We start from the raw sequence: 26,645 nt of genomic DNA on the forward strand, positions 1-26,645 counted from the left end.
CGCCTCGGGATCATCGCACCTCGGCCGCGCTACCACCGACGAGAGGGCCTCCGATACGGTGCCGATCGTGAGCGCGTACCTGCTGATCCTCAGTGAGCGTGAGGCCGTCGCCTGGGTGTTACGGGAGTCGCGGATGGCGTTCCCGCCGACCAACCGAAGCGAGGTCAACCGGCTCAAGCCGGGAGACGAGCTGTTCATCCTCACCACCCGAGGGTGCTGGCACAACCCCACCCGGGACCGCACCCGGGTCATCGGTCTCGCCACGGTCGCCTCAGAGGTGGTCCCGTACGATCGGCCGATCGGCATCGCCGGCCGGGAGTTCACCCGTGGCTGCGAGATCAGGGTCCATGCGCTGGCGCCGTACCTGACGGGCGTGGAACTCGTGCCTCTGGTCCCGCGCCTCGCCGCATTCCCGGACAAGCGTCCCGGTGCCTGGTCGATCCGGCTCCGGCGGCCGCTGCTGGAGATCGGCGAGCCGGACGCCGCCCTGCTCAGGGAGGAGCTGGCCGCCGTGACCATAAGCCCGGATGTCGCGATCCCCGGATACCTGGCCGCGATCCGGCCGGTGGGCAAGGCAGCAGGCGCACGCGGTTAGACGCCCGGTCGTCATCGCCGGTACGGCCTCCTCGTGACCGCGTCCGCGCACAGGGTCCCGAGTCGCCCGGGGCGATCGAGGGGTGTCCGGGCTCACCGCCGGACATAAGACGAACCGGAAATTGTCGGTGACGGGTGCCATGCTGCGGCCACCCGAAGCGATCTGGCGCAGCCTCCGCCCAGGAGACGGCTCCGGACCCGATGCACCGCACGAGGAGGACCCCTCATGGCCACGACGCGACACGCCCCGGGAACACCGAGCTGGATCGACCTCGGGACACGGGACATCGAGGCGACCGTCGGCTTCTACGGCGCCGTCTTCGGCTGGACGTTCCTGTCGCTCGGCGCGCGGGCCGGAGGCTACGGATTCTTCCAGCTCAACGGGCGAACGGTGGCAGCCGCAGGGCCGCTGGTCCGGGAGAACGACGTACCGGCGTGGACCGTCTATTTCGGGGTCACCGACGCCGACGCGACCGCCGGATCGGTCGAGCGGGCGGGAGGGGTCGTCCGCTTCTCGCCGATGGACGTGTTCGACAACGGGCGGATGGCCGGTTTCACCGACCCACAAGGGGCGGCGTTCGCCATCTGGCAGCCGCGCAAGGTCCAAGGCCTCGACGTGGTGGGCTGCCCCGGAGCGCTGCTGTGGGTGGAGCTGCACACCTCCGACCCCGCCGCAGCGCGCGCCTTCTACGGCTCGCTGTTCGGCTGGCGCTACCACGAGACACCGGTGGAGAACTTCACCTACACCCGGGTGAGCCCTACCGGCGACGAGAAGGACGCGTTCGGGGGGATCACACGGGTGGAGTCGGACGCGCCGCGGCCGTACTGGCTGCCCTATTTCCAGGTCACCGACGCAGACGCGGCGGTGACGGCGGCCGAGCGGGCGGGCGGCAGTGTGATCATGCCGGTCGAGGAGGTGAAGGGGGTGGGCCGGATGGCCATGCTCGCCGACCCGCACGGAGCGCGCTTCTCGGTCATGACCCCCGCCTGGTGACCCGGTCGGTCATGACCCCCGCCTGGTGCCCCGGTCGGTCATGACTCCCGTCTGGTGACCCGGGCGGCCGCGCGGCTCCGCCGTGCCCGGCCGGAGAGCCGCCACTGATCCTTTGCCTTTCCACACCCAATGCTGCGTTCCGTATCACGGAACCGTCCGGGGACCCTGGCATACCCCGCCGTACATTCGGATGGCATAGGGGAACCAGGGGGGATAGCGCACATGAGGTTGTGGAACCGGCTGGTCCGCGGGAACACGCCGGGACAGCGCAAACGCGTCGACGTCTTCGAGGCCCACCGGATGCAGCAGCAGGAGGGCGCCGTGCTGGTCGACGTCCGGGATCGCCACGAGTGGGCGGCGGGCAGCGCTCCCGACTCCCGGCACATTCCCGTGGACCAGATCGTGGAGCGGCGCAGCGAGCTGCCGTTGTCGGCCACCGTGCTCACGATCTGCCGTTCCGGTGCTCGCTCGGCGCGTGCCGCCTCGCTGCTCCGGGCCTCCGGATTCGCCGCCATCGACGTCGTGGGGGGCATGCTCGCCTGGCAGGCGGCCGGGCTGCCGGTGGTGACCGCGGACGGCGAACCGGGCCGGGTGATCTGATCCGGCGCCGAGGCGGCCCGGCCGCATCCCGGACCGGGCCGCCGGCCTGCAACGGGTCGAGCCACCGTGCAGCGTGCCCGAATTGGACAACAGGCGGACGACCGAACTACACGCGGACGACCGGACAACACGCGGACGATTGGACAACGCGCCGGGCCGCCGTACAACGGGCCGAGCGATCATGCAAAGGCCGAGGTCCGCGGCAACGCTGCCGGATGCTCGGCCTTAAGCCGCCCGCGGGACCGGTCAACCCCAGCGCAGTGAACCGGCTCGGCCGTACCGGTCCGTACCGGCAGAGGCGCCACGGACCGGGAACAGGCCTCACCCCGGGTCGACCGGACCACGACCGCTTCTCCGGTGCCGGCCGGCCACAGGGCACGGCTGCGGTGCGATCGGGAGGCGCGATCCGGCCGAAGGCGCCCTCCGCGGGCTACGGCCAGGTACTGCCCGCCGAGGCAGAGGTCGGCTCGATGATGTGCAATCGCTCGAGCAGGACCACGAAGGTCGACGCGTACGGCGAGGACGCGACGATCGAGGCGACCCGGTCCCAGTCGACCTGTTCCCGCATCGCCCGGACCATGGGCAGCAGCGCGCCGTAATCACAGGTGTGCTCGGACAGGGGGAGCAGCCAGCTCACCACGAGGTCGGTGGCGTTGAGCACGGGGAGGCTCACCGCGGCCGTGTTGAGCATCTCCGCCCGCGCGATCATCTCCTCGGTCACCGGGCGGTCCGCCAGGGAGAAGATCAGATCGACGAGCACGCCCGCCTCGTCGAAGGCCTTGACCAGCCAGTCCTCCGGAGGCCGCACGATCCGGAACCCGAGGCCCTCGAGGGTCTTGGTGGCGAGCGGAACGTCCTCCGGGACGAGCACGAAATCGACGTCGTGCAGCGAGGGCGCGGCACCACGCGCATACCCCGCGCACCCACCGGCCAGGGCGAAGCGCACCCCGGCCTCTTTCAGGCCGGCACCGGCGCGTTTGAGGGTCTCGAGAATCGCGTCGGTGACGGCGTGACCGTGACTGCCCACTTACCGGCACTCCCCGGGTAAGCGGCCCGCAAACAATCGATATCCGAGAAAGAAGCCCTTCGATCAACGCGCAATCCGATCACGTCCACGGAATCGCGCAAGCGCCTCTTCGACTGCGATACCGCGCGATTAGGAGCCGGCATCACTCCGATCTCCATACGGCTTCCCGAGACGCCCGGCCTCATGTTACGAGCCGATTTTCCCGGGCAGAGTCAAACCATGGCTACCCTGCTATGGATAATCGCGGTGATCTTGGTGATCGCCGGCATCTACGTCATCATCGCGCGCCGGCAGATCCTGTGGGGAATCGTGCTCATCATCCTCGGATTCCTCGTGGGCCCCGGAGGCATCAGCATCTTCCGACCATGACCGAGCTGAGCCGTACGGCCTGCGCTGACCCTCCATCCGGTGATCCGGCGCGGGCTTCCGGCGGCTTTCCTCGCGGACGCGCCGGCGCGTTTTCCGCGGCCGCGTCCCCGGGACGCTCGCTCAGTGGGAGTCGTGGTCCATGCAGTAAATCGCGTACGCGTGTTTGATGACGGGAACCGCGACGTTGCGAACCATGATCCCACCGGGGGTCACGCCTTTCTCCGTTCCGGCGTGCGCGTGGCCGTGAACGAACAGATCCGCCCCTTCGGAATCGGCCGCCTCCGCCAGAAGGTAGCTGCCGAGGAACGGATAGATCTCCGGCGGCTCCCCCATGAGCGTGTCCTTCACCGGCGAATAGTGGCTTAAGACGATCTTCCGGTCGGCGTCGAGATTCCGCAGCTCGTCGCGCCACCGCTCGGCGATCTCCCGGGTGTGCCGGACGAGCGCCTTGGTCTGGGGTTCGCCGAACTCGCTCGCGCACTTGCCCGCGAATCCGCCGCAGTAGCCCTTTCCCCCGACGACGCCGACCCGTACCCCGTCGATGGTGAGGACCACGCTCTGGTCGTCGAGGACGATGATCCCGGCGTCCCGCAGGATCGACATGATCTGCCGTTGCGCGTCGGAGTGGTAGTCGTGGTTGCCGAGCACGGCCACCACCGGGACCGGGAGGCCGCGCAGCTCGTCGGCGACCACCTTGCCCTCTTCGACCGTGCCGTGCCGGGTGAGGTCGCCCCCGACGAGCAGCAGGTCGGCGCGCCGGTCGATGCCCTCGAGCCTGCTCCGGTACTGGCCGCGCAGGTCCTCACCCATGTGGATGTCGGCGACGGCGGCGATCCGCAGCTCCCTCACAGGTGCTCCTCCTCTCCGGGATCGCGTACCTCGACGAGGGTGAGCTCGTTGTGCACGCGAAGCCCGGGGGCCGCCTCCCGTGCCACCTGCTCGATCTCGCGGCGCCGTTCGGCGCCCGAGACCTGCCCGCGGAGGTAGACGTGCTCCCCCCGGACGTCCACCCGGATGCCGAGCTCGTTCGTCCGCGCGTCCTCGGCGAGCGCCCGCTGGACGCGGGCGGCCACATAGTGCGGTGCCTCCTGCATGACCACCCCCTCGCGCTTCCGGTACGGCCCGCCCGGGCTTGGCTGGGTGGCCTCTCGGCCATTGACGTGGGATCACTCTTCCAACCCACCCGCGGCCGGCCCGGCCCGCCCGGGGCCGGTATGGGCGGCCTCTCGGCCATCGGCGTGGGATCGCTCTTCCAGCCCGGCCGGGGATCCCCCGGCCCGGCCGGGCGGCGATCCGCGACCGGCGCCGGGACGCTCCCTGCCGGTCATGTCCCCTGGCGGGGTCACTTCCTGGCCTTCGCCGTGGCCCGGCGGTTCGCCTTCTTGATCGCGTCGACGAGCTCGTCCTTCGTCATCGTGGACCTGCCCGCGATGCCGAGCCGGGAGGCGATGCCGCGCAGGTGCTTCATGGGCGCGTTGGCGTTCACGCCCTCGGCGGTCGTCCCCGAGGCCGGGGTGCTCTTCTCGGCCTGCTCGTCGGAGGGGCCTTTGGCGGACTTCGGCTCCCAGTGGTCGCCGACCTTCTCGAAGGAGTGCTTGAGCGCCGCGAACGCGGTCCGGTGGGCCCGCTCCCCCTCTCCGTACGTCTCGACGGCCGAGTCGTGCGCCTTGATCCACGTCTCCTGCGCCGCTTTGGGCGAGCGCTGGAGGGTGGAGGGTAGTTCCTCTCGTCCTGGCATGGTCGCGCCCCCTTCGGGTGCCGTCGTCACGAGCTATGCCCGGCTGGACGGCTTCAAACCTGGGGCCGGAGCGGGCACCATGGCTTGCGTGATCGATTCGCCGGTGGTGGTGACCGGGCTGATGGGGGCGGGGAAGACGAGCGTGGCCCGCCTGCTGGCCGAGGCTCTGAGGCGCCCGTTACGCGATAACGACGACGATCTCGAGGCCCGGTACGGCATGACGGCGGCGGCGATCGCCGCGGAGTTCGGCGCGGATGAGCTGCACGCCCGGGAGAGCGCGGTGCTGCGGGAGGCGCTGGCCGCCCGCCCTGTGCCGGTGATCGCGGCGGCGGCGAGCACGGTCGAGGACCCGGCATCGCGCGCGGCGTTGCACCGCGCGTTCGTGGTGTTCCTCGACGGCCCGCCGGCGGTCCTCGCCGAGCGGATGCTGTCGAGCCCGCACCGGCCGCACTTCCAGCCGGACCTGGTGGCCATGCTGACCGAGCAGCGCGAGCGGAGGCTCCCTTGGCTGCGCGAGGTGGCCGATGTGACCGTGGACTGCGGGTCGCGTACGCCGGAGGAGATCAGCGCGGAGGTGCTGCGTCACCTCGGCGCAGCGTGACGCCAGGAGGGTTCAGCAGACCACGATCTGGGAGTCCGCCGGGTTGGGGATCCGCTGCGCGGTGGCGGTTCCCGCGAGAAACCAGACGGTCTTGCCGCCCCGGGCGGAACGGGCGACTCCCCAGTCGTCGGCGAGCTCGTGCACGATGAGCAGCCCTCGCCCGTCGGTGGCGTCCGTGCCGACCTCGCGCATCCGGGGCAGACCGTCGCCCTGATCGAAGACCTCTCCGCAGACCCAGGTGCCGTTGGTGCCGAGCCGGAGGATGAACACGCTGCTGCCGCCGTGCCGGATGACGTTGGTGACCAGCTCGCTGACGATGAGCGAGCAATCGTCGATCAAACGATCCAGCCCCCACCGGCCGAGCTCACGCCGGACCACCGATCGCGCCGCCGCCACGCTCCTGTCGACTGCCGGCAGGAGGCACTCGACGGTCCGCACGGGTGGCGTGTCGAGTGGTACCGCTCCGAACGGGCGAGTCACTGCGCCTCCTTCAACGATGGGAGCGCTCCCACAGCTCACGATACGCACCCGAGGGACTGATGTGAACGGCATCTGACGAAAAAAGCGTCCAATTGTTACGCCGCCCACCGTGAGGTTCGCCCGGCATCGGCGGGCCGCCCCGGACGAGTGCCCAGCTCACCTCATATCGCACCGGCTTCTCATCCACCACGGGAGCCATCCGGGCCGGCCACACCTCATGATCAAGAAACAGAATGAAATTTAGTGAAATGCGGGTGCGGCCCGCCGTGACCCGCGGCGCACTGACCGGCCGCCCGGGGTCCGCGGCGTCACCGGGCGAGCCGCTCCTGACGGCGTCACCGGGCGAGCCGCTCCTGGGTGCTGAGCTGTGAGCGCAGCTCCTCGGGGCTGTCGCCGGATGCGGTCATGACCAGCCCTTGGTCGATCTCGGCCCGGGAGAGGGACCTCGTCAGACGGGTCGCGTACCAGCGGCCGGCGTCGCTCCGCCAGATGGACCAGCGTCCCGCGTACTCGCTGCGCAGCTTCTCCCATTCGGCGTCGTCGGACCGCACTCGCCACCACCCCCACGGCCGGCACCACAAGAGCCGTGTTCATCCCGATACGAACCGTAGTCACCGGCCTTCTCCCCGGCGGGGGCACTCCCATGAGCGGCCTGGCGGTGATTTTTCCGCCATGAAAAAGAAATTTGATTCCTGCCCGAATCTCACCTGCGCTTTAAATTTCTCCGCCGATCCCGCAGGCCGCCCCGCCCGCCATCGGAAACGCGGCGCCGTAGGCCCGATCCGCCGCACCGCACGGCCCGACAAACGCACACAACAGCACTAAAGCCGACAAACCATGCAATTTCCACGCAAATCAATCAGCCGACACCGTTGGGCCGCGCCGGATCCGGGAGACAACCCTCGTCGTTCACCGTACGGAAGGGGATCGTCACATGCCCGGACTTCCTCGGTTGCCCTTCGAACGCTCCGATCCGCTGGAGGTCTCCCCCGCCTACGCCGAGCTCCGCGCCACCGCGCCGATCGCGAAGGTCCTCACCGCCGCGGGCGACGAGGCGTGGCTGGTCACCGGCTACGAGGAGATCAGGCAGATCTTCGCCGACCCCAGGTTCGGGCGGTCGCATCCGGTCCCGGAGGACGCGCCGCGCCTGTCGAACAGCGCCCTGATCGGCGGCCCGGTCGGCGACTACGCCACCGAGGAGGAGATGCACACCAAGCTGCGGCGGCTGCTCGCCCCCGCCTTCTCCGCGCGCCGCATGGCCGCGCTCTCGGTGCGGATCCAGGGGCTCGTCGACGACCTCCTCGGCCGGATGGCCGAGCAGGGGCCGCCGTGCGACCTCCACGCGTGCCTGTCGGTGCCGCTGCCCGTCCAGGTGATCTGCGAGCTGCTGGGCGTGCCGTACGAGGACCGGGACAGGTTCCGCGGGATCGCGGTGGAGATGACGGACCTCTCCGACCCGGAGCGCTCGGCCGCGGCCATGCGCGAGATGAACGAGTACACCTACGAGATCGTCAAGGCGAAGCGGGAGAACCCCGCCGAGGACGTGTACTCCGAGCTCGCCGCGGCCGACCTGCCCGAGGAGGAGATCGCCATGATCGCCGGCGGGCTCCTCTTCGCCGGGCACGAGACCACGGTGAACCAGATCGACTATGGCGTGCTGCTGTTGCTGCGCAACCCAGGCGAGCTCGACGCCCTCCGCCGCGACCCGTCGCTCGCCCCGGGCGCGGTCGAGGAGATCATGCGGATGGCCGTGCCGAGCCAGCACGGCCTGCTCCGGTACGCGCACGCGGACGTCGAGGTCGGCGGCGTGCGGATCAAGCGAGGCGACCTGGTGGTGCTCGCCACGTTCGCGGCCAACCGGGACCCGCGGGTCTACCCGGACCCCGAGCGGTTCGACATCCGCCGGGAGACGACCCACCCGCACGTCGGGTTCGGCTACGGGGCCCACTACTGCCTGGGGGCGAGCCTCGCCCGGGTGGAGCTGCAGGCGGTGTTCGGCACGCTCTTCCGGCGCTTCCCGGAGCTCCGCCTCGCCGTGCCGTACGAGAGCCTGTCGCGGCGGGCCGGCGCCCTGACCGAGGGGTTCAGCGAGCTCCCGGTCACCTGGTGAGGCGCGGCCCGCCACCAGCGGCGGAGTGGAGACGGCCGGGGCCGGCCCCGGCCCCACCGGCCGGCCCCGGCTCCCTGCACCCCCGCGGGCCAGGGGGACCGAGCGGCCCGCGGGGTCGGCAGGAGCTTCAGCAGAGGATCTCGTCGTGCTCGCGCTCGCGCAGCCACAGCGTCCGGTAGATCCCGGGCCGGGCGACCAGCTCGTCGTGGGTGCCCCGGTCGGCGACCCGGCCGTGGTCGAGCACGATGATCTCGTCGACCTGCTCAAGCCCGGCGAGCCGGTGGGTGACGAGCAGGGTGGTGCGGCCCTCCGTGGCGGCGAGCAGGTCGGCGGTGAGCTCGTCGGCGGTGGCGATGTCGAGGTGCTCGGCCGGCTCGTCGAGGAGCAGCACCGGGAAGCCGGCGAGCAGCGCCCGGGCGAGCGCGATGCGCTGCCGCTGCCCGCCGGAGACCTGGGCGCCGTGCTCGCCGACATAGGTGTCGAGCCCGTCGGGCAGCGACTCGACCCAGTCGAGCAGGCGGGCCCGGCGCAGCGCCTCCCGCACCTCCTCGTCGGTGGCGTCCCGGCGGGCGAGCCGGATGTTCTCCCCGATCGTGGTGGCGAACAGGTGCGCGTCCTGGGCGCACAGGCCCACCACGCGCCGCACGTCCTCGCCGGCGAGCTCGCGCAGATCCACCCCGTTGAGCGTGACCCGGCCCCCGGCCGGCTCGAGGAACCGGAGGAGCACGGCGGTGAGCGTGGTCTTGCCCGACCCGCTCGGGCCGACCACGGCCACCCGCCGCCCCGGGGTGAGCTCCAGGCTCACCCCGTCGAGGGCGTACGGCCCGCCGGGCGTCCACCGGGCGCGCAGGTCCTCGACCCGGATCTCGTACGGCGGGGCGGGCAGCGGCGCCGGGTCGGCGGGCTCGCGCACCGGCTCGGGCCGGTCGAGCACGGCGAACACCCGGGTGGCCGACCTGCGGACCCGCCCCAGGTACTGCGCGGCGACCGGCAGCCCGGCCACCGCCTCGAAGGCGGCGAGCGGGAGCAGGGTGATCACCGCGAGCAGCACCCCGTCGAGCCGGCCGGAGCGGACGGCCGGCACCCCGGCGGCGAGGGCGAACCAGACCGCGAGCCCGCCGGCGAGCGCGGAGACCGCCGCACCCGCGCCGGCCATGGCGGCCGACCGGCCCAGGGCCCGGGTGAGCTCCCGGTCGATCCGGGCCGCCTCGGCGAGCCGGGCCGGGGCCGCGCCGCAGGCGATGAGCTCGGCCGCGCCGGTGAAGGTGTCGACCACGTGGGCGGTGAGCTCGCCGCGCAGGTCGGTGGTGCGGCGCTCCACCCGGGCGGCGACCAAGGCGGAGAGCCAGGGCGAAACAGCGCCGGCGAGGAGCAACCCGGCGAGGAGCGCCGCACCGGCCTCGGGCAGCAGGAGCCAGGAGAGCCCCACCGAGGCGCCACCGACGACCACGGCGACCGCGTACGGCAGCAGCGCGCGGAGGTAGAGGTCCTGGACCGCGTCGACGTCGGCGACGAGGCGGCCGAGCAGGTCGCCCCGGCGCAGCGGCAGCCCGGCCGGGGCGAGCCGCTCCAGCCGCTCGTAGATCTTGGTCCGCAGGTCGGCGAGGATGCGCAGCGTCGCGTCGTGGCTGACCAGGCGCTCCAGGTAGCGGAACACGCCGCGGCCGATGCCGAACGCGCGCACGGCCACGATCGCGACCATGAGCGTCAGCACCGGCGGGTGCTGGGCGGCTCGGGAGATGAGCCACGCGGAGGTGGCCATCAGCCCGGTGCCGCTGGCGAGCGCGAGCACGCCCAGGATGAGGGCGAGCCCGAGCCTGCCGCGGGCCGGGAGGGCGATCGTGATCAGGCGGATGATCGGTCTCATCTGGTCACCACCCCCGCCGGCTCCACCCGGGCCACGCGGTCGGCGAGCGCGGTGAGGGCGGGCCGGTGTGCGACGAGCACCACGGTGCGCCCGGCCGCGAGGCGGCGCACCGCCTCGACCACGGCGGTCTCGCTCTCCAGGTCGAGGTTGGACGTCGGTTCGTCGAGCAGCAGCAGCGGGGCGTCCCGCAGGAACGCCCGGGCGAGGGCGATCCGCTGCCGCTGCCCCGCGGACAGGCCGGCCCCGCCCTCGCCGAGGGGCGTGTCGAACCCCTGGGGCAGCGCGTCGATGAACTCCTCGGCGCAGGCGGCCCGGGCGGCGAGCCGTACCTCCTCATCGGTGGCGTCCGGCCGGCCCAGGCGGATGTTGTCGGCGACCGTCCCGGTGAACAGGTACGGCCGCTGCGGCACCCAGGCGATGTGCGACCGCCAGGCGTCGAGGTCGAACTCGGCGAGGTCCTGCCAGTCGACTAGGACCCGGCCGGCGTCGGGCCGGACGAACCCGAGGAGCACGGCGAGGATCGTGGACTTCCCCGCCCCGCTCGGCCCGGTGAGCGCGACGGTCTCCCCGGGGTGGATGGTGAGCGAGAACCGGTCGAGCGCGGGGGCCTCCCGGCCCTCGTACGCCACCATCACCCCCTCCAGGCGGATCGTCGCCCGGGCGAGATCCGGCACGTCGGTGCGGGTGCCGGAGGGCGGCGCCGGGGTCTCGAGCACCTCGAAGACCCGCTCGGCCGCGGCGAGGCCCTCCGTGCTCGCGTGGAAGTGCACGCCGACCTGGCGCAGCGGGAGGTACGCCTCCGGGGCGAGGATGAGCACGAGCAGCGCGGTCTGCAGGTCCATCTCCCCGCCGACCAGGCGGAGGCCGATGGAGACGGCGACCAGGGCCACCGAGATCGTGGAGAGCAGCTCCAGGACGAGCGCGGAGAGGAAGGCGATCCGCAGGGTGGACATGGTCGCCTTGCGATAGTGGTCGGTGACCTCGCGGATCGTGCGCGCCTGCGCCTTCGCCCGGCCGAACACCTTCAGGGTGGGCAGCCCGGCGACCACGTCGAGGAAGTGACCGGCGAGCACGGAGAGCGTCCGCCACTGCCGCTTGGTCACCTTCTCGGTGGCGAGGCCGACCAGGATCGCGAAGATCGGGATGAGCGGCAGGGTGAGGGCGATGGTGAGGGCGGAGAGCCAGTCGCCGAGCAGGATGCGCAGGCCCACGGCCGCGGGGACCGTCACCGCGAGCACGAGCTGCGGCAGGTACCGGGAGAAGTACGCGTCGAGCGCGTCGATCCCCCGGGTGGCGAGGGTGGCGAGCTCGCCGCTGCGCTCCCCCGACAGCCAGCGCGGGCCGAGCCGCATCGCGTGCTCGAGCAGCCGCCGGCGGAGCTGCGACTTCACCGCGGCCGAGGACCGGTGCGCGGCGACCTCCTGCAGCCACACCACGAGGGTGCGGCCCGCGACCACCGCGAGCAGGAGCAGCATGGGGGTGCGCAGCTCGGCGAGCCCGGCCCCGCCGAGGAACGCCTTGGTGATCGTTTCGGCGAGCAGTGTCGCCTGGGCGATGATCAGCCCGGCTGCCGCGGTTCCGAGCAGCACCGACAGGGCGAGGTACGTCCGGGTGGTCCTCGCGTACCGCAGCAGCCGGGGATCGAGCGGTTTCACCGTGCCGTCTCAGCGATCTTGTCGGGGATCTGCGCGACGCTGATCCGCTTACGGAACACCCAGTAGGTCCAGCCCTGGTACAGGAGCACCAGCGGCGTGAAGATGATCGCCACCACCGTCATGATCTGCAGCGTGTACGGGGTCGACGCGGCGTTGGTGGTGGTGAGGCTGTACGCGGCGTCGATCGTCGACGGCATCACGTTCGGGAAGAGCGCGATGAACAGCGTCGCGACCGCGCACACGATCGTCAGGCCCGTGCCGGCGAAGGCCCAGCCCTCCCGGCCGCGGGCGTTCGCGATCGCCGCCAGCACCAGCCCGGCCGCGGCCACGGCCACGGTGAGCCAGGTGATCGGCTTGCCGTACTGGAGCTGGGTGATCACCAGGAAGAGCCCGCCCACCACGATGGTGGCGAGCACGAGGCGGCCGGCGATGCGGTTGGCCCGCTCCCGCACCTCGTCCGTGGTCTTGAGCGCGAGGAAGAGCGCGCCGTGCAGGATGAACAGGACGAGGGTGGTGAGGCCGCCGAGCAGGGCGTACGGGTTGAGCAGATCGAAGAACGTGCCCACGTACTCCCGGTCGGCGTCGATCGGCACGCCGCGGACGATGTTCGCGAACGCCACGCCCCAGAGGAAGGCGGGGACGACGCTCCCCCAGAAGATCGCCTGGTCCCAGCGGCGGCGCCACCGCCGGTCCTCCCGCTTGCTCCGGTACTCGAACGCGACGCCGCGCACGATCAGGGCGAGCAGGATGAGCAGGAGCGGCAGGTAGAACCCGCTGAACAGGGTGGCGTACCACTCGGGGAACGCGGCGAAGGTGGCGCCGCCCGCGACGAGCAGCCACACCTCGTTGCCGTCCCAGACCGGCCCGATGGTGTTGATGAGCACCCGGCGCTCGGCGTCGTTCTTACCGATCACCGGCAGCAGGGCGCCGACCCCGAAGTCGAAGCCCTCGAGGAAGAAGTAGCTGGTCCATAGGACCGCGATCAGGATGAACCAGATGGTCGTGCCCTCCATCGTGACACCCCTCCTCAGTAGGCGAACGTCAGCGATCGCCCGGAGCCGGAGTGGTCCTCGTCGGTCGAGGGCAGGACCTCGGCCTCAGAGGGCGGGCCGGCCTTGGCGTACCGCACCAGCAGACCGATCTCGATGACCATGAGGACGCCGTAGACCACGGTCAGCGCGATGAGCGAGGTCAGCACCGAACCGGCGGAGACACCCGGCGACACGCTCGCCGCGGTGGTCAGCACGCCGTACACCGCCCAGGGCTGCCGGCCCATCTCGGTGAAGATCCAGCCGAAGGTGTTGGCGAGGAACGGCAGCAGGATGGCGAGCATGCCGATCCGCCACATCCACGGGCTGTTCGGGAACCGGCCGCGGCGGGTGACCCACAGCCCGACGGCGGCGATGAGCGCGGTCAGGAACCCGATGCCGACCATGAACCGGAAGCTCCAGTAGCTCACCGGGATGTTCGGCCGGTAGTCGCCCGGGCCGTACTTCGCCTCGTGCGCCGCCTGGAGGTTGTTGATCCCCTCGACCTTGCCGTTGAAGTCGCCGGTGGCGAGGAAGGACAGCACGCCGGGCACCTTGATGCTGAACACCTCTTCGCTGCCGTCGAGCGTCCCGATGGTGAACAGCGAGAACGGCGCCGGCTGCGAGGTCTCGTAGAGCGCCTCGGCCGCGGCCATCTTCATCGGCTGCTGCTCGGTCATGACCCGGGCCTGGATGTCACCGGTGATGATCACCCCGACCGCGGCGATGAGCGAGACGACGAGCCCGAGCTTCAGCGACGGCCGGAACACGTCGGTGTGCTTGCGCCGGGCGAGGTGCCAGACGCTGATCCCGGCGATGAACAGGCCCGCGGTGAGGAAGCACGCGGTGATCGTGTGCGGGAACGTGATGAGCAGCGTCGAGTTGGTCAGCACGGCACCGAAGTCGGTGAGCTCGGCCCGCCCGGTCGCCTCGTTGATGCGGTACCCCACCGGGTGCTGCATCCAGGAGTTCGCGGCGAGGATGAAGTAGGCCGAGAGCGTGGTGCCGAGCGCGACCATCCAGATCGTGGCGAGGTGGAGCTTCTTGGGGAGCCGGTCCCACCCGAAGATCCACAAACCGAGGAAGGTCGACTCGAGGAAGAACGCGAGCAGCCCTTCGATCGCGAGCGGCGCACCGAAGATGTCACCGACGAACCGCGAGTACTCGCTCCAGTTCATGCCGAACTGGAACTCCTGCACGATGCCGGTGACCACGCCCATCGCGAAGTTGATGAGGAAGAGCTTCCCCCAGAACTTCGTGGCGCGCAGGTACACGGTCTTGCCCGTGCGCACCCAGGCCGTCTGCAACCCGGCGACCAGCGCGGAGAGCGCGATCGTCAGGGGAACGAAGATGAAGTGGTAGACGGTCGTGATGCCGAACTGCCACCGGGCTATGTCTAGCGGGTCCATCACCCAGCCCTCCCGAACTACTACATGCTGTAGTACTACGAATCGTAGTAAAGAATTCCCGGCCCACGGTTACGCAAAGGTGTTAGGTCGCTCACACAGTGCAATCGATCACACGTCGGACGGCGGCTCGGCGGAACCGCGGCGGGCGCTCCCCGGCCGGGAGGACCACCCGCCGGACCTGGCCTTTCTCCGGGTCCCGCCTCGGCTCTCGCCGGCCGGGCACGCGGCCGGGCGCGGGCCGGGGGTGACGCACCTCACCGGACACGGCGCGTGGCGGCCGGCCCGCGGCCGGCATCGGGAGGCGGAGCGGGGATCACGGTCGCCGCGGTACGGCGCCGCGCGCGCCGGGCGGACCCCGGAGGGGGCGCCGGGAGAGCCGGAGCGAAGAGCCGGATGGGCGCTGAGCCCGGCCGGCGGTGAACGTCCCACCGGGACGCCGAAGGGCCGTAGCGGGCGGGAAGCGGCCGGGAGGAACCCGCGGCCGCGGCGATCATCCGCGGGCCGTCAGGGGGTGAGAAGAACCATCAGGGCGCGAGAAGAAGCGAGGGCGGGAAGAGCCGTCAGGGGGCGTGGAGAAGAGGCAGCCGGGAAGGGCCCGAGGACGTCGCCGTCGGGGATCCCGCCACGGCGTCCTGGGATCATCGGGCACCGGCGACCGCCGGGCCGAAGGGCGCAGGCCGCCGAGGCGGTGCGGCCGATCGCCGCCGCGGCCCGGCCCCGCCGCGCCCGTCACCCGGCCTGTCGGGCTCCGGGGCGGCGGCGTTCCGGCCGGGCGGCGGCGCGGAGACATGAGCCCGGACATGAGAAAACCCCGGGCCGATCGGCCCGGGGCGTGCCGTCGTGCGCCGCCAGGGACTCGAACCCCAAACCCGCTGATTAAGAGTCAGCTGCTCTGCCAATTGAGCTAGCGGCGCTCGGCTGTGCGTAACATTAGCAGCCCTCGCGGCGCTACGCACATCAGGCGGGGCGGTGGGATGGGCCGTGCCGCGCCGGCGACGCCACGACCAGGGCGGGACGTCCCTCCGGTGCCCGGGCGAACGGCCTGATCACCTGGGCGCCGCGCGCCCTGAGGAGAGACCTGATCACCACCGCCACGCACATGATGAAGCCTTGATCACCACCGCCACGCGCCCGCGGAGAAGGGCAGCGGATGGTCCCGGTGGCCCGGGCCGTCGCCCCACTTGGTGATGACGTACTCGACCTCGATGTGACCCTCACCGCTGGCGACGGTGAGCGTGTCGTGGTTCCACTCGCTCCCGGTGAGCTCGGCGAAGGTCATCCCGTCGATGTCGAGCATGACCCCGCGCTCGGAGGGGATACCGGGGCCGCGGTCGCCGATGAAGAAGCGGGCCTTCTTTCCCTTGTAGATGATGTAGCCCTCGGTACCGAGCGGCCAGCTCGGGCTGGCGAACAGACCCTTCTGCATCGGCTTGCCGATCGCCGGCATGCCGGTGTCCCCCTGCCGCCCGGATCCGTCGTCCCAGAAGTACGAGCCCTTGGTGACGCCGCGGAGCAGGATCTGTTCGTCCTGGGTGCTCTCCGCCGGTGCCACCGCGGCCGCCCGGCCGGTCGGTGCGCTCTCCGAAGCCGAAGCGGTCCCCGCGAGCGTCGTCGCGGCGAGCAGGGCTCCGATGAGGGTGCCAAAGGTCTGTGCGGTTCGGTTGTTGCGCAGAGCGGTCAGAGTCATCGCAGAGAGTGCGGTCGGGTACGAGGTCAGCGCCGGCCACGATCGCAACGTGGGTGTGGGTGCGAGGTACGTGGCGGCCGGCGGGGGCGGGCCTGGGGCGGGAGAATGGTTCGGTCCCATGGCCCGCCGTGAGCTGGCGCACTGGCGCGTGGCCATACGCCCCGGGGCGGCACGGTGACGATCAGGTGATGATCACGGATTCCGTGCCGTCCGGCTTCCGCTTCTCGGGTGCTGTGCGATCTCCTTACAGGATGATCCGCCTTCACTTGCCGATGACGTTACCCGACAGGTCACGACAGAGCAAAGCAAAACACCCGAAAACGCCAGAAAATCTACCAAACACCCTCAAAGGATGGTTAAGGCCGCCATGATCTGGGTATCCCGCGCGCATCGACCATGATCACGCGCCGGAGACGGCCGCTCCGCCCCAAAGCCACGGCACCCGCAGGCGCACGCCGGGAGGATCGGCAGGCCGCTAGGGCACGTCAGACCGCGCCTCGGGCTGCGGCGGCGGTGCGGAGCGTGGCCGCGCGCCCCGCGCCGGTCCTGGGCGCGGCGGGAGCCGCGGTGCCTACGGCGAGCCCCTTCCCGCTCCGGCCGGCGGTGCGGCCGGAGCGGGCACGCCGGACCGCGCATCGGGTGCGCGCTCGCACCGGCCGGGCGGAGGTCCGCGGCAGCCGCGGCCAGCGGCGGTCTCGGCCAGCGGTGGGGACCCTCGGCCACCGGACGAGGGCCGTCCGGCCTCCGACCGGGAGGCTCGGTCGGAGGCTCCCGCATACCCGGCCTGGCCCCACCCGTGGCGCGGGAGCGGTGCGGCCGCGGGCGGAGCGGCAGGCCCCGAACTCAGGGGCGGCCCGCAGAGCGCGGGAATCCATCCGGCGGCGTGATCGCATCGGGCGTGCCGCCCGACGGGCCCAGCGCATCAGCGTGGCGAGATCATCGGCAGGACGCATCAGAACGGCACGAGCATCGCACTACGCCAGAGAACGGCGAGATCGGTGCTGCCGCCGGGCGATTCCGTACGGCGAGATCGCTGCGATTCCGTACGAGCGGAGATCTGTGCCGTGTCCGAGCGAGCACCCGGTTGGCGCGGCACCCCGCGAGAGACGGCACGAGCGGCGCATGAAAAGATCGGGGCCGGGTAGCCCCCCCAAACTACCCGGCCCCGTTCGAGTCGCCGGAGCCGGGCAGTCCCCCAACTACCCGGCCCCGGTACAGCGGTTCCGCCAGGCGTTGCCCTCCCCAAAGGCAACCGGCGGCGCCCCGCTCGAACGCGGTTCCCCCATCCGCGTTCTTCTTCACAAAGCCTGTGGTCCCCGCTCTCCCGAGGAACACCTTCAGAGTACAAGGGGCCATGTCATGGGTGTGTCATGCGAAGGTGGATTTTCTCCCTACCGAACCTGACCTTCCTTGACCTGCGCGAGACCTCGGCCGGGCCCGCCCACGGCCGCTGAGTCCCCACCCACGGTCAGGCGTCCGGGTGGTGGGAGAGGTACTCCAGGTAGATCGGCCGGAGCGCCTCACCGACGTCCCCCTCCCCCGCCGACAGAGCGTCGCTGATCAGCGCTGCCACCCGGGTGAGGTCGTTCGCCGCCTCCTCCCCGTGCCCGCTGGCCGCCTCCGCCACGGGGATCGCCTTGAGCAGCCGCCAGAGAAAGCCCACGTCACCGTGGCGTACGGCATGGCGTACCGCGCGATGGTGCAGCTCCCGCGTGGGGAGGTCCTCGAGCCGTTCGTCGTCCACGCCGCCTCACCCCCTGGGTGGGCCTTCCCCGGGCGGGCCCGCGCCAAGCGGCCGGCGACCGGTCAGAGCCGGACGATCATCTTGCCGATGTTCTCGCCGCGGAGCATCGCGAGGAACGCCTCGGGCGCCTGGTCGAGCCCTTCCGCCACCGTCTCCCGGTGAACGATCTTCCCGTCGCGCACCAGCGGGCCGACCTCGTCGAGGAACGCGGGGAAGCGGTCGTAGTGGTCGCTCACGATGAACCCGCGGAGGGTGAGCCGCTTGCCGATGGCCTGGACGAGGTTGCGCGGCCCGGGCGGCGGCTCGGTCGCGTTGTAGACCGCGATGGCGCCGCACATGGCGACCCGGCCGTACGGCCGGAGCGCGGCGATGGCGGCCTCCAGGTGGTCGGCGCCGACGTTGTCGAAGTAGACGTCGATGCCGTCCGGGGCCGCCTCCTTGAGCAGATCGCGCACGGGTCCCCGCCGGTAGTTGAACGCGGCGTCGAAGCCGAGCTCCCCGGTCACGTGGGCGACCTTCTCGTCGGATCCGACGCTGCCGATGACCCGGGAGGCGCCCTTGAGCCGGGCGAGCTGCCCGGCCAGGCTGCCCACCGCGCCGGCGGCGGCCGAGACGAAGACCACGTCGCCTTCCTTCATCCCGGCGATGTCGAGCAGCCCGACGTACGCGGTGAGGCCCGGCATGCCGAGCACGCCGAGGTAGGCGGAGGGCGAGACCCCGGGTATCCGGGGCACCTTGCGCGCCGCGGCGGCGTCGAGCACGGCGTGCTCCCGCCAGCCGAAGTCGTGCAGGACCAGGTCGCCCGGTGCGAAACCGGGGGCCTTGCTCTCGAGCACCTCGCCGATGGCGCCGCCGGTGAGCGGCTCACCGACCTGGAACGGCGGGACGTAGGACTTGCCGGCGTTCATCCGGCCCCGCATGTACGGGTCGACCGACATGAACACGTTGCGGACGAGGATCCGGCCGTCGGCGGGCTCGGGCAGCTCGGCCTCGGCGACGGCGAAGTCGTCCGGCCGGGGCCAGCCGGTCGGCCGGGCGGCGAGAAGGACCTGACGGGTCTTCATGGTCGCTCCTATCGCTCTCGGGCCCCGTGGCCTTCGGGGCCTCGATCTGGTCGTGCCCGCGGCGGCGGTGTCCCGCCCGTGCGGTGGCCGATGCCGGCCACGCGCATGCGGCCGCGGCATGCCAGGATCCTTCATGTGAAGGTCATCATCAAGATCTTGGTGGTCGCCGCGTCGCTGTGGGCCGCCACGCAGCTGGTGAGCGGCATCACGGTCACGGCCGAGACCCCGCTCGAGGAGGTCCTCACCCTCCTGGCGGTCGCGCTGATCTTCGGTGTCGTGAACGCGGTGCTCAAGCCGATCATCAAGACGATCGGGTGCGCGTTCTACGTGATCACGTTAGGCCTGTTCGCCCTGGTGGTGAACGCCGCCTTGCTGCTGTTCACGGGCTGGCTGGCCAGGCTGTTCGATCTCGGCTTCCACGTCGAGGGGTTCTGGGCGGCCTTCTGGGGCGCGATCGTGATCTCCGTGGTGAGCTGGCTGCTCAGCCTGGTCTTCGGCGACGACTGACGACCCCTCCCCCGGGCCTCCGGCGCCGCCGGCCTCCGCCTGAACGGCCCGCGGCCGCACCGCCGCCGGCGCCCGGCCCGCCCCATGGCCCGCCCCGTCGCCGTACGCCCCGGCCCGGAAATGGCTCACGATACGGCGAGAGGCACCCGCGATACTCCCCGGCGGCTTCCGGCCGGAACGTGACAACCGTCCGCTGCTCCGGGCCGAACCGGCCGGCCGTCACGCACGCGCCGGCAGGGCGCCGAGCGCGCCGCGGAGCGGGAGCGCCGCCCGTAGCGGAACAGGGCGGCGCGGTGCGCTGCTCAGCGGCGGACGCAGCAGGTCACGCAGGGATCGGTGCCCGGGATCCGGATCCACAGGCAGCACGTGCGGCGGCGGTAGCCGTCGCCCTCCGGCACGATCAGCCCGTCCACCGGGGATCCGATCGTCTTGAGCAGCCGATCGGCGTCCGCATAGGAGCCGAGCATGACGAGCGGCCGGACGATCGCCTCCGCCGTCGACCCCCAGAGCGTGCGCTCGCCGACCCGCGCGATCGCGTTGAGCGCCTTGATCACCGGCTGCTGGCCCTCGAGGAGGGCACCCCGGATCGCGATGGCGAGATCGGGCACCACGACCGTCCCCGGCGCCCCGGCGAAGGAGTCGTCGGGGAGGACGGCGACGGTCACGTCCCGCGCCGCGATCGTCACGCCCGCGGGGGACGGTCTCACCAGCGTGTCCTCCAGCCGCATCAGCGGCACCCGCCGGATCCGCGCCCAGCCGAGGACCATCGGCAGCGTGTGCCAGAAGCTGTACGCCTTCCACAGCAGCGCTGCCGCCACGTGCCGGGACGCGCCCCACCGGACCTCGGTCTCCGCCACCAGGTCCTGCAACGCCTCGTACGGCTCGCGCACCAGGTCACTGGCGCGGATCCACTCGGGGGAGTCGTGGGTCACCAGGTCCGGGAGGACCCCGAAGCCGTCGCCGTACTCGGCCTCGAGGCTCCGCAGGTTCTCCGCCACCGCTTCCAGTAGCACGGTCGCCTCCTCTTAGGTAAGGCTTACCTTAATGGAGAACCGGGAGGAGATCCATCCCAGGTCGGGCCGGATCGGGTGAACGTTCGCCAGACGGGCGCCAACGCGCGGCAAGCCCGGCTCGGCATGGGCGAGCATGGCCTCCAGAAGGACGCACGGAACACGGCACGGCCGCGCAGCCCCGCCCGCATGGGCATCCCGGCCGCGCCCCTGAACCGGCCCGCCGACCGGAGATCGACGCGACCCCATGCCACAACGGGGCGATCTGGATCATGCGGCAGCGGACCGGGTACGGCGCATGTGTCTGAGGGCCGGGTAGGGCCGGAGACATCAGCCGCCCCGGATGCGCCGGCGGCTACGCCGTGGCGGGCCGGGGCCGGCCGGCGAGCACGCCGGCGGCGAGCTGGAGCAGGCAGACGCCGATCCCGGCGAGCAGCGGCACGGTCCACCCGCCGGAGACCTGGTGGATCAGGCCGATCGCGACCGGGCCCAGCGCGGCGAGCACGTACCCGATCGACTGGGCGATGGCCGAGAGCGCGGTCACCGAGGCCGGGTCGGGCGCCCGCTGCGCGATGATCAGCAGAGCGAGCGCGATCGAGGCTCCCTGGCCGAGCCCGAGCACGATCATCCAGAGCCACGGCAGCGTGGTGGGCAGGAGGAGCACGCAGGCGTACCCGGCGGTGGTGAGCAGCGCGGCGGCCGCCACGTGCGGCGCCTGGGAGCGGGCCCGCCCGGCGTGGACGGGCACGGTGAGGGTGGCCGCGATCTGTGCGAGGTTGGTCAGCCCGAGCAGGTACCCGCCCTGATCCGCGGGGAGCCCCGCGTCGTGGAAGATCGTGGGCAGCCAGGCGAGCACGATGTAGAAGGTCATCGACTGCAGGCCCATGAACGCGGTCACCGCCCAGGTCGTGGGGCTGCGGAGCAGCGTCCCGTACGGCCGGTGGCCGGTGGGCCGGCCGGCCGCGGGCTGCGGCCGGAGGGCCTGCGGCAGCCAGAGCAGGGCGGCCACCGCGGCGAGGACGGCGGCCGAGCCGAGCGCGGCCCGCCAGCCGACCCTCCCGGCGAGCGGGACCATCACCGCCGAGGCGGCCGCGGCGCCGGCGACCAGGCAGGACACGTAGATCCCGGTGAACGTGCCGATCCGGTCCGGGAAGTGCTGCTTGCACACGGCCGGCATGGCCACGTTCATGATCGCGATCGCGGCGCCGGCGAGCACCGCCCCGCCGTACAGCGCGGGCGGGCCGTCGAGGCTGCGGAGCACGACCCCGGTGCAGAGCAGGAGCAGGGCGACGAGCACCGTGCGGTCGAGCCCGATGCGCCCGGCGAGGGCCGGGGCGAGCGGGCCGAGCAGGCCGAGGCAGAGCACCATGACCGTGGTGATCGCCCCGCCCGCGGCCGGGCTCAGGTGCAGCTCCGCCATGATGTCGCCGAGCAGCGGCGAGACCCCGGCGAGCGCGGGCCGCATGTTCCACGCGATGAGCACGAACCCGGCGATGAGCACAATGCGCCCGCGGTTGCTCATGAAACCTCGCATCGCCCGCCGAAGGCCTCGCCGGTTCTCCTGCGTCGTGACCACTGCTCAGAACGGGTGTTCCGCGATCTCGCCCTGCATGATGACCCACTAAGTGTAGGGGAAGGCCTCGGCGTCGGCCCGGGCGCCCCGACCGGAAGCCGGTGCCGGTGCCCGAGGCGGCCGCGCGCTCCTCGGACGAGGCGGCGGCCCCGCCGTCCTCAGGGCCGGCGATCGTCCTCCGGGCCGGCGATGCCCGCCCGGCCGGGCTCGTGGCGGGCTCGATCACCGGGGCGTGCCCGGCCCGGGAGGTCCGCGGGCCGCCGCCGTGGCCCCAGCCGGCCCGGATCCTCTCATCGAGCGGCATCGCGCTTCGCGCTTCCGGCCGTTCACGGGTGGAACTCGGCGTCGGGGGCGACGCCGATGTCGAGCAGGAGCGGCTCGGTGCGGGAGGCGAGGTCCGGGACGATCTCGTCGAGCACGGCCACGAGCCGGTCGTGGGTGTCGATCCGGATCGCGGGGCAGCCGAACGAGCGCGCCATGGCCGAGAGGCTCACCTCGGGGAACGCCGGCCACGGCACCCGGGCGGCGCCCGGGCCGCCGGCGTGCCGTTCGGCGAGCCGGTCCATGATCGCGTACCGGCCGTTGGCGAGCACGACGATGAGCGCGCCGATGCGGTAGTGCGCCGCGCTCCACAGCGCCTGGATGCCGTAGATCGCCGAACCGTCGCCCACGACCGCCACGACGGGCCGCTCCGGGAGGGCCATGCGCAGGCCCGCCACCGCGGGAAGGGCGAACCCGAGCCCGCCCATCGCCGCGGAGAGGAAGCCGAGCGGCCGGCGGGCGGGCAGCAGCCGGTGCAGGTCGGCACGGGAGGAGGGCGCCTCCTCGATCACGACCGTCTCCGGCGGGAGCCGGCGCGCGAGCTCCTGGAGGACGTGCACGGCGCGGAGCGGCGCACCGGGGGCGGGCGGCGGTACGGCCCGCCGGTCCGGCCCGGCCACCTCCCGCCGGCGGCGCGCGGCCGGGATGAGCCGGGCGAGCCGGGCGCAGACCGCGGCCGGGTCGGCGAGCACGGCGAGCTCGGCCGGGCTCCGGTGCACCTCGGCCGGGTCATCGCTCACCACGGCGATCCGGGTGCCGGGCTCGACGAGCGGCCCGGGATCGTAGGGGTAGTGCCGGAACACCGGGGCGCCCACGGCGAGGACCACGTCGTGGCCTTTGAGCGCGCGGCGCTGCCCGCCGCGGTCCGCGGGCAGCACCCCGGCGAACTGCGGGTGGTCCTGTGGGAAGCCGGCCCGGGCGCCGAACGCCTCCTGCCAGACCGGGCAGCCGAGCCGCTCGGCGAGCTCGGTGAGGGCCGCCCATCCCGCGGGCGAGTCGGCCCCTGCCCCGGCGACGAGCACCGGGTCCTCCGCCTGGGCGAGCAGCGCGGCGAGCGGCGCGATCTCCTCGTCGGCCACCGCGGCGGGCCGGAGCACCGCGGCCGGGGCGGCCTCGACCGTGCCGTCCCACGGCGCCGACCAGTCGTCCATCGGCACGATCACGATCGCCGGGCCGCGGCCGGTGACGGCCTCGTGCGCGGCCCGGGCGATCGCGCCGGGCACGTCCTGGGCGCGCACCGGCTGGTCGGTCCAGACCGGGTACTCCCCGGCGAGCCCGTGCAGCCGCCCGGCGAGGAACGGCTCCAGGGCGAGGTGCCGGCGGTCCTGCTGCCCGACGAGGACCACCAGCGGGGCGCGGTTGACCCGCGCGGTCGCGATCGCGGAGACCGCGTTGCCGAGCCCGGCGGTGGTGTGGAGCACGGTGAGCGCGGGGCCGCGGCCGGCGAGCGCCCAGCCGGTCGCCATCCCGACCACCGACCCCTCGTGCAGGGCGAGCACGAACCGCAGGTCCTCCGGCAGGCCGGCGAGCAAGGGGATCTCGGTCGAGCCGGGGTTGCCGAAGATCGTGGTCATCCCGGTGCGCCGCAGCACCTCGAACGCGGCGTCCCGGACCGTGCCCGTGCTCACCGCGCCCCCTTGGCCCGCTGGATCCGGGCGCACCCGTGGCCGCGGAGCCCGGCGAAACCGCGCGGCGACCGGGTGCCGATCCGGTCGCGCATCGCGGACAGGTCGATCTTGAGGTCTTCGAGCGCCATGGTCAGGGAGGAGGACGGCACGATCATCCGCTTGCCGACGTGGACGGCCTCGTCGATGTCGTGGGTGACGGGGAGCGTGGTCATGCCGGGCCGCTGCCGGAGAATGAGGTTCTCGAGCTCGGCGCGGGTCCGGGCGGCGACGGCGAGCGGTGCATCGAGCACTCCTTGGTTCGCCAGGCGAACAAATGTTCTGAATGCGGATGCGTCGACTGCACGCTACGCGCCGGAAAACGTCGCGTCAATACCGAAGTGGTGCCGGATTAGACTCGATTCGCGCTGAGGATCACCGTTCGTTGCGCGAACACGCCGGCCGGGAGGTGCGCGGCCGATGGCCGATGAGTTCGTCCAGTCGCTGGCCCGGGGTCTCGCCGTCATCCGGGCCTTCGACGCCGGGAGCCCCGAGCTCACCCTGAGCGAGGTCGCCCGCAAGACCGACCTGCCCCGGGCGGCGGCCCGCCGCTTCCTGCACACCCTGGTCGAGCTGGGGTACGTGCGGACCGACGGCCGGCGCTTCGCCCTCACCCCGCGGGTGCTCGAGCTCGGGTACGCCTACCTGTCCAGCCTCTCGCTCCCCGAGGTGGCCCTCCCCCACCTGGAGCGGCTCGCCGCCGAGGTGCGGGAGTCGGCCTCCGTCTCCGTGCTCGACGGCAGCGAGATCGTCTACGTCGCCCGGGTGCCGACCAAGCGCATCATGCGGGTGGCGATCGCGATCGGCACCCGGTTCCCCGCGTACTGCACCTCCATGGGCCGGGTGCTCCTCGCCGGGCTCCCGCCGGCCGAGCTCGACGCCTACCTGGAGCGCGCCACCTTGACCGGGCTCACGCCGTACACCATCACCTCGAAGGAGGCCCTCCGCGCCGAGCTGGACCGGGTGCGGGCGCAGGGGTGGGCCATGGTGGACCAGGAGCTCGAGGAGGGCCTGCGGTCGATCGCCGCGCCGATCAGGGACGCCGCCGGGCGGGTGGTGGCCGCGGTCAACGTCTCCTCGCACGCGAGCCGGACCACCCGCGAGTCCATCCGCCGCGACCTGCTCCCGCCGCTGCTCGCCACCGCCGCCCGCATCGAGGCCGACCTGCACGCGACCCGCTCCGACGGCGGGATCAGGCTGCGCTGACCCGCCGCGCCGGCCGCCCCGGAGCGCTCCGGTTCTCCCGCTCCGCCCCACCGGGCGGAGCGGTCTCGCTCGGATCGCCGCCGACCGGGTGGGCGACCGCCCGGGCCGAGGCATCCGATCGCCAACCCGGACCGGAGCACCCGACCGGTGACCGGACTGAGGAACCCGATCGGAGAGACGCGCCGCCGTACGCCTGCCGGGCGGGTGAGGCGATCGGCGCGGTCCTCCCTTGCGCCGGCCGCCGGTGATCGCAAACGGGTTGCGCGGAAACACCCGATCGATTGCAAGGTAGGCGGCATGAGAATCGCATTAGGGACCATCCCGTTCGGGACCACCGTTGACGAAGCGACCTCCTTCGCCATCCTCGACCGGTTCGTCGAGTCCGGCGGGAAGATCATCGACACCGCCAACAACTACCCGTTCTGGCTGGAGGGGGCGACCGGCGACGAGAGCGAGACGACCATCGGCCGCTGGCTCGCGTCGCGCGGCAACCGGGACCAGGTGGTGATCAGCACCAAGTGCGGGGCGCGCCCGACCGTCCCCGGGGACCGGACGCTCGCCTCCGCCGAAGGGCTTTCGGCCAAGGCGATCCGGTCCGCGGCCGAGGGCAGCCTGCGCCGGCTCGGGGTGGACCACATCGACGTCTACTGGGCCCACCTCGACGACCGGTCGGTGCCGCTGGAGGAGACGGTGGCCACCCTCGACGAGCTCGTGCTCGCCGGGTGGGTGAAGGAGGTGGGCGCGAGCAACCACGCCACCTGGCGGCTGGAGCGCGCCCGGTCCCTCGCCGCGGCCCGCGGGTGCACGCCGTACACCCACGTGCAGCTCCGCTACTCCTACCTGCGTCCCCGGCCGGGGGTACGGCTCCCCGGGGACGGGCACGTCCACGCGACCGAGGAGACGCTCGACTACGTGCGGTCCGAGGAGAACCTGACGCTGTGGGCCTACACCGCGCTGCTCAAGGGCGCCTACGCGGGCCGGCCGCTGCCCGAGCACTACGACCACCCGGGCACGGCCAAGCGGCTGGCCGTGCTCGACGAGGTGGCCCGTGAGCTGGGCGCCACCCGGAACCAGGTGGTGCTCGCCTGGCTGCGGGCGCAGGACATCATCCCGGTCGTGGGGGTGAGCTCGGTGGACCAGCTGGAGGAGCTGCTCGTGGAGGTCGAGCTCGAGCCCGAGCTGCTCGACCGCCTCAACGCCCCGGCCTGACGCGCGGTCCCGGCCCGGGCGGGGCGTGACGAGGCTCCGGCCCGGGCGAGGCGGGGATGTCCCAGGCATCGGCCCGGGCGAGGCCGGGATGCCCCGAACCTCGGCTGGGCGAAGCAAGGATGCCCCGGTCTTCGGCCCGGGCGCGGGCGGCGCCACCGGACGCCGCGACGGCGCGTGGCCGGGGGGCC

26 protein-coding genes and 1 tRNA gene are annotated in these 26,645 nt (G+C 72.4%); 9 read left to right on the forward strand and 18 right to left on the reverse strand.

Going from position 1 to position 26,645, the window contains the following annotated elements; all coding sequences use genetic code 11:
- Window positions 1-67 precede the first annotated feature (67 nt).
- The 3 genes from TBIS_RS13555 to TBIS_RS13565 all read left to right on the forward strand — a co-directional run bounded on the left by TBIS_RS13555 (window position 68) and on the right by TBIS_RS13565 (window position 2,188).
- Entirely contained in the window at window positions 68-595 is a 528-nt protein-coding gene (locus TBIS_RS13555; protein WP_148231530.1) for an EVE domain-containing protein, read from the forward strand.
- A gap of 225 nt (window positions 596-820) precedes the next feature.
- Window positions 821-1,588, forward strand: a complete 768-nt coding sequence (locus TBIS_RS13560; protein WP_013132969.1) for a VOC family protein — start codon at window positions 821-823, stop codon at window positions 1,586-1,588.
- A 222-nt stretch (window positions 1,589-1,810) separates the two neighbouring features.
- Window positions 1,811-2,188: a rhodanese-like domain-containing protein gene (locus TBIS_RS13565; protein ID WP_013132970.1), complete on the forward strand. Its 378-nt coding sequence runs from the start codon at window positions 1,811-1,813 to the stop codon at window positions 2,186-2,188.
- Window positions 2,189-2,618: 430 nt separating this feature from the next.
- On the opposite strand, the gene TBIS_RS13570 is transcribed toward TBIS_RS13565, so the two are convergent.
- On the reverse strand, window positions 2,619-3,215 hold the full coding sequence (locus TBIS_RS13570; RefSeq protein ID WP_013132971.1) for a nucleotidyltransferase family protein: 597 nt from the start codon (window positions 3,213-3,215) through the stop codon (window positions 2,619-2,621).
- Window positions 3,216-3,434: 219 nt separating this feature from the next.
- Between TBIS_RS13570 and TBIS_RS19450 the strand changes: the two genes are divergently transcribed.
- On the forward strand, window positions 3,435-3,584 hold the full coding sequence (locus tag TBIS_RS19450) for a GPGG-motif small membrane protein (RefSeq protein WP_013132972.1): 150 nt from the start codon (window positions 3,435-3,437) through the stop codon (window positions 3,582-3,584).
- A 120-nt stretch (window positions 3,585-3,704) separates the two neighbouring features.
- Here the strand turns inward: TBIS_RS19450 and TBIS_RS13575 are convergent, their stop codons facing one another.
- The 3 genes from TBIS_RS13575 to TBIS_RS13585 all read right to left on the reverse strand — a co-directional run bounded on the left by TBIS_RS13575 (window position 3,705) and on the right by TBIS_RS13585 (window position 5,322).
- Window positions 3,705-4,433: a metallophosphoesterase family protein gene (locus TBIS_RS13575; RefSeq protein WP_013132973.1), complete on the reverse strand. Its 729-nt coding sequence runs from the start codon at window positions 4,431-4,433 to the stop codon at window positions 3,705-3,707.
- A complete protein-coding gene (locus TBIS_RS13580; RefSeq protein WP_013132974.1) occupies window positions 4,430-4,678 on the reverse strand; it encodes a BON domain-containing protein in 249 nt (82 codons plus the stop codon). The genes TBIS_RS13575 and TBIS_RS13580 overlap by 4 nt, the downstream gene beginning before the upstream one ends.
- A gap of 248 nt (window positions 4,679-4,926) precedes the next feature.
- Window positions 4,927-5,322, reverse strand: coding sequence for a ChaB family protein (locus TBIS_RS13585; RefSeq protein WP_013132975.1), 396 nt, complete (start codon window positions 5,320-5,322; stop codon window positions 4,927-4,929).
- Window positions 5,323-5,410: 88 nt separating this feature from the next.
- On the opposite strand from TBIS_RS13585, the gene TBIS_RS13590 reads away from it, so the two are divergent.
- Window positions 5,411-5,923 (forward strand): shikimate kinase, encoded by a 513-nt coding sequence (locus TBIS_RS13590; RefSeq protein WP_242384273.1) that lies wholly within the window; start codon window positions 5,411-5,413, stop codon window positions 5,921-5,923.
- 12 nt (window positions 5,924-5,935) lie between these two features.
- On the opposite strand, the gene TBIS_RS13595 is transcribed toward TBIS_RS13590, so the two are convergent.
- Together TBIS_RS13595 and TBIS_RS13600 are read right to left on the reverse strand one after the other, a co-directional pair.
- Window positions 5,936-6,403: an ATP-binding protein gene (locus TBIS_RS13595; protein ID WP_013132977.1), complete on the reverse strand. Its 468-nt coding sequence runs from the start codon at window positions 6,401-6,403 to the stop codon at window positions 5,936-5,938.
- 335 nt (window positions 6,404-6,738) lie between these two features.
- A complete protein-coding gene (locus TBIS_RS13600; RefSeq protein WP_013132978.1) occupies window positions 6,739-6,954 on the reverse strand; it encodes a hypothetical protein in 216 nt (71 codons plus the stop codon).
- Between the two features lie 383 nt (window positions 6,955-7,337).
- On the opposite strand from TBIS_RS13600, the gene TBIS_RS13605 reads away from it, so the two are divergent.
- Complete coding sequence (locus TBIS_RS13605) at window positions 7,338-8,513, forward strand: cytochrome P450 (RefSeq protein WP_013132979.1); 1,176 nt, start codon at window positions 7,338-7,340, stop codon at window positions 8,511-8,513.
- Between the two features lie 127 nt (window positions 8,514-8,640).
- Here TBIS_RS13605 and cydC read toward each other — a convergent pair whose 3' ends face one another.
- The 8 genes from cydC to TBIS_RS13640 form a co-directional block, all read right to left on the reverse strand.
- Window positions 8,641-10,380 carry a thiol reductant ABC exporter subunit CydC gene (gene cydC / locus TBIS_RS19555; protein ID WP_013132980.1) on the reverse strand — a complete coding sequence of 580 codons (1,740 nt, stop codon included), beginning with the start codon at window positions 10,378-10,380 and terminating at the stop codon, window positions 8,641-8,643.
- Window positions 10,377-12,035 (reverse strand): thiol reductant ABC exporter subunit CydD, encoded by a 1,659-nt coding sequence (gene cydD / locus TBIS_RS19560; protein WP_013132981.1) that lies wholly within the window; start codon window positions 12,033-12,035, stop codon window positions 10,377-10,379. The genes cydC and cydD overlap by 4 nt, the downstream gene beginning before the upstream one ends.
- On the reverse strand, window positions 12,032-13,048 hold the full coding sequence (gene cydB / locus TBIS_RS13615) for a cytochrome d ubiquinol oxidase subunit II (RefSeq protein ID WP_013132982.1): 1,017 nt from the start codon (window positions 13,046-13,048) through the stop codon (window positions 12,032-12,034). Before cydB ends, cydD begins: the two co-directional genes overlap by 4 nt.
- Before the next feature lie 14 nt (window positions 13,049-13,062).
- Entirely contained in the window at window positions 13,063-14,472 is a 1,410-nt protein-coding gene (locus TBIS_RS13620; protein ID WP_013132983.1) for a cytochrome ubiquinol oxidase subunit I, read from the reverse strand.
- 841 nt (window positions 14,473-15,313) lie between these two features.
- A tRNA-Lys gene (locus TBIS_RS13625) sits at window positions 15,314-15,386 on the reverse strand.
- Window positions 15,387-15,586: 200 nt separating this feature from the next.
- A complete protein-coding gene (locus TBIS_RS13630; protein ID WP_013132984.1) occupies window positions 15,587-16,159 on the reverse strand; it encodes a hypothetical protein in 573 nt (190 codons plus the stop codon).
- A 1,468-nt stretch (window positions 16,160-17,627) separates the two neighbouring features.
- Window positions 17,628-17,903 (reverse strand): hypothetical protein, encoded by a 276-nt coding sequence (locus TBIS_RS13635; protein WP_013132986.1) that lies wholly within the window; start codon window positions 17,901-17,903, stop codon window positions 17,628-17,630.
- A 62-nt stretch (window positions 17,904-17,965) separates the two neighbouring features.
- Complete coding sequence (locus TBIS_RS13640; RefSeq protein WP_013132987.1) at window positions 17,966-18,967, reverse strand: NADP-dependent oxidoreductase; 1,002 nt, start codon at window positions 18,965-18,967, stop codon at window positions 17,966-17,968.
- Between the two features lie 135 nt (window positions 18,968-19,102).
- Between TBIS_RS13640 and TBIS_RS13645 the strand changes: the two genes are divergently transcribed.
- Window positions 19,103-19,474 (forward strand): phage holin family protein, encoded by a 372-nt coding sequence (locus TBIS_RS13645; protein ID WP_013132988.1) that lies wholly within the window; start codon window positions 19,103-19,105, stop codon window positions 19,472-19,474.
- A 302-nt stretch (window positions 19,475-19,776) separates the two neighbouring features.
- Here the strand turns inward: TBIS_RS13645 and TBIS_RS13650 are convergent, their stop codons facing one another.
- The 4 genes from TBIS_RS13650 to TBIS_RS18860 all read right to left on the reverse strand — a co-directional run bounded on the left by TBIS_RS13650 (window position 19,777) and on the right by TBIS_RS18860 (window position 24,296).
- Window positions 19,777-20,487, reverse strand: coding sequence for a hypothetical protein (locus TBIS_RS13650; RefSeq protein ID WP_013132989.1), 711 nt, complete (start codon window positions 20,485-20,487; stop codon window positions 19,777-19,779).
- Between the two features lie 352 nt (window positions 20,488-20,839).
- Complete coding sequence (locus TBIS_RS13655; RefSeq protein ID WP_013132990.1) at window positions 20,840-22,006, reverse strand: CynX/NimT family MFS transporter; 1,167 nt, start codon at window positions 22,004-22,006, stop codon at window positions 20,840-20,842.
- Between the two features lie 377 nt (window positions 22,007-22,383).
- Entirely contained in the window at window positions 22,384-24,006 is a 1,623-nt protein-coding gene (locus TBIS_RS13660; protein WP_013132991.1) for a thiamine pyrophosphate-binding protein, read from the reverse strand.
- Complete coding sequence (locus TBIS_RS18860) at window positions 24,003-24,296, reverse strand: hypothetical protein (protein ID WP_050760539.1); 294 nt, start codon at window positions 24,294-24,296, stop codon at window positions 24,003-24,005. The genes TBIS_RS13660 and TBIS_RS18860 overlap by 4 nt, the downstream gene beginning before the upstream one ends.
- Before the next feature lie 166 nt (window positions 24,297-24,462).
- Between TBIS_RS18860 and TBIS_RS13670 the strand changes: the two genes are divergently transcribed.
- Together TBIS_RS13670 and TBIS_RS13675 are read left to right on the forward strand one after the other, a co-directional pair.
- The gene (locus tag TBIS_RS13670) at window positions 24,463-25,248 is read left to right on the forward strand and encodes an IclR family transcriptional regulator (RefSeq protein WP_013132992.1); all 786 of its coding nucleotides are present in this window, start codon (window positions 24,463-24,465) and stop codon (window positions 25,246-25,248) included.
- Window positions 25,249-25,545: 297 nt separating this feature from the next.
- On the forward strand, window positions 25,546-26,457 hold the full coding sequence (locus TBIS_RS13675; protein ID WP_013132993.1) for an aldo/keto reductase: 912 nt from the start codon (window positions 25,546-25,548) through the stop codon (window positions 26,455-26,457).
- Window positions 26,458-26,645: the final 188 nt, after the last annotated feature.

The sequence above is a fragment of the Thermobispora bispora DSM 43833 genome (assembly GCF_000092645.1).
GTDB classification, from domain to species: Bacteria; Actinomycetota; Actinomycetes; order Streptosporangiales; family Streptosporangiaceae; genus Thermobispora; species Thermobispora bispora.

Bases quoted from the DNA above. Each gene is read 5' to 3' on its own strand.
- TBIS_RS13560 (WP_013132969.1), top strand. From the start codon at position 821: ATGGCCACGACGCGACACGCCCCGGGAACACCGAGCTGGATCGACCTC.
- TBIS_RS13565 (WP_013132970.1), top strand. From the start codon at position 1,811: ATGAGGTTGTGGAACCGGCTGGTCCGCGGGAACACGCCGGGACAGCGC.
- TBIS_RS19450 (WP_013132972.1), top strand. From the start codon at position 3,435: ATGGCTACCCTGCTATGGATAATCGCGGTGATCTTGGTGATCGCCGGC.
- TBIS_RS13580 (WP_013132974.1), bottom strand. From the start codon at position 4,678: ATGCAGGAGGCACCGCACTATGTGGCCGCCCGCGTCCAGCGGGCGCTC.
- TBIS_RS13585 (WP_013132975.1), bottom strand. From the start codon at position 5,322: ATGCCAGGACGAGAGGAACTACCCTCCACCCTCCAGCGCTCGCCCAAA.
- TBIS_RS13605 (WP_013132979.1), top strand. From the start codon at position 7,338: ATGCCCGGACTTCCTCGGTTGCCCTTCGAACGCTCCGATCCGCTGGAG.
- cydC (WP_013132980.1), bottom strand. From the start codon at position 10,380: ATGAGACCGATCATCCGCCTGATCACGATCGCCCTCCCGGCCCGCGGC.
- cydB (WP_013132982.1), bottom strand. From the start codon at position 13,048: ATGGAGGGCACGACCATCTGGTTCATCCTGATCGCGGTCCTATGGACC.
- TBIS_RS13620 (WP_013132983.1), bottom strand. From the start codon at position 14,472: ATGGACCCGCTAGACATAGCCCGGTGGCAGTTCGGCATCACGACCGTC.
- TBIS_RS13630 (WP_013132984.1), bottom strand. From the start codon at position 16,159: ATGACTCTGACCGCTCTGCGCAACAACCGAACCGCACAGACCTTTGGC.
- TBIS_RS13640 (WP_013132987.1), bottom strand. From the start codon at position 18,967: ATGAAGACCCGTCAGGTCCTTCTCGCCGCCCGGCCGACCGGCTGGCCC.
- TBIS_RS13655 (WP_013132990.1), bottom strand. From the start codon at position 22,006: ATGAGCAACCGCGGGCGCATTGTGCTCATCGCCGGGTTCGTGCTCATC.
- TBIS_RS13670 (WP_013132992.1), top strand. From the start codon at position 24,463: ATGGCCGATGAGTTCGTCCAGTCGCTGGCCCGGGGTCTCGCCGTCATC.
- TBIS_RS13675 (WP_013132993.1), top strand. From the start codon at position 25,546: ATGAGAATCGCATTAGGGACCATCCCGTTCGGGACCACCGTTGACGAA.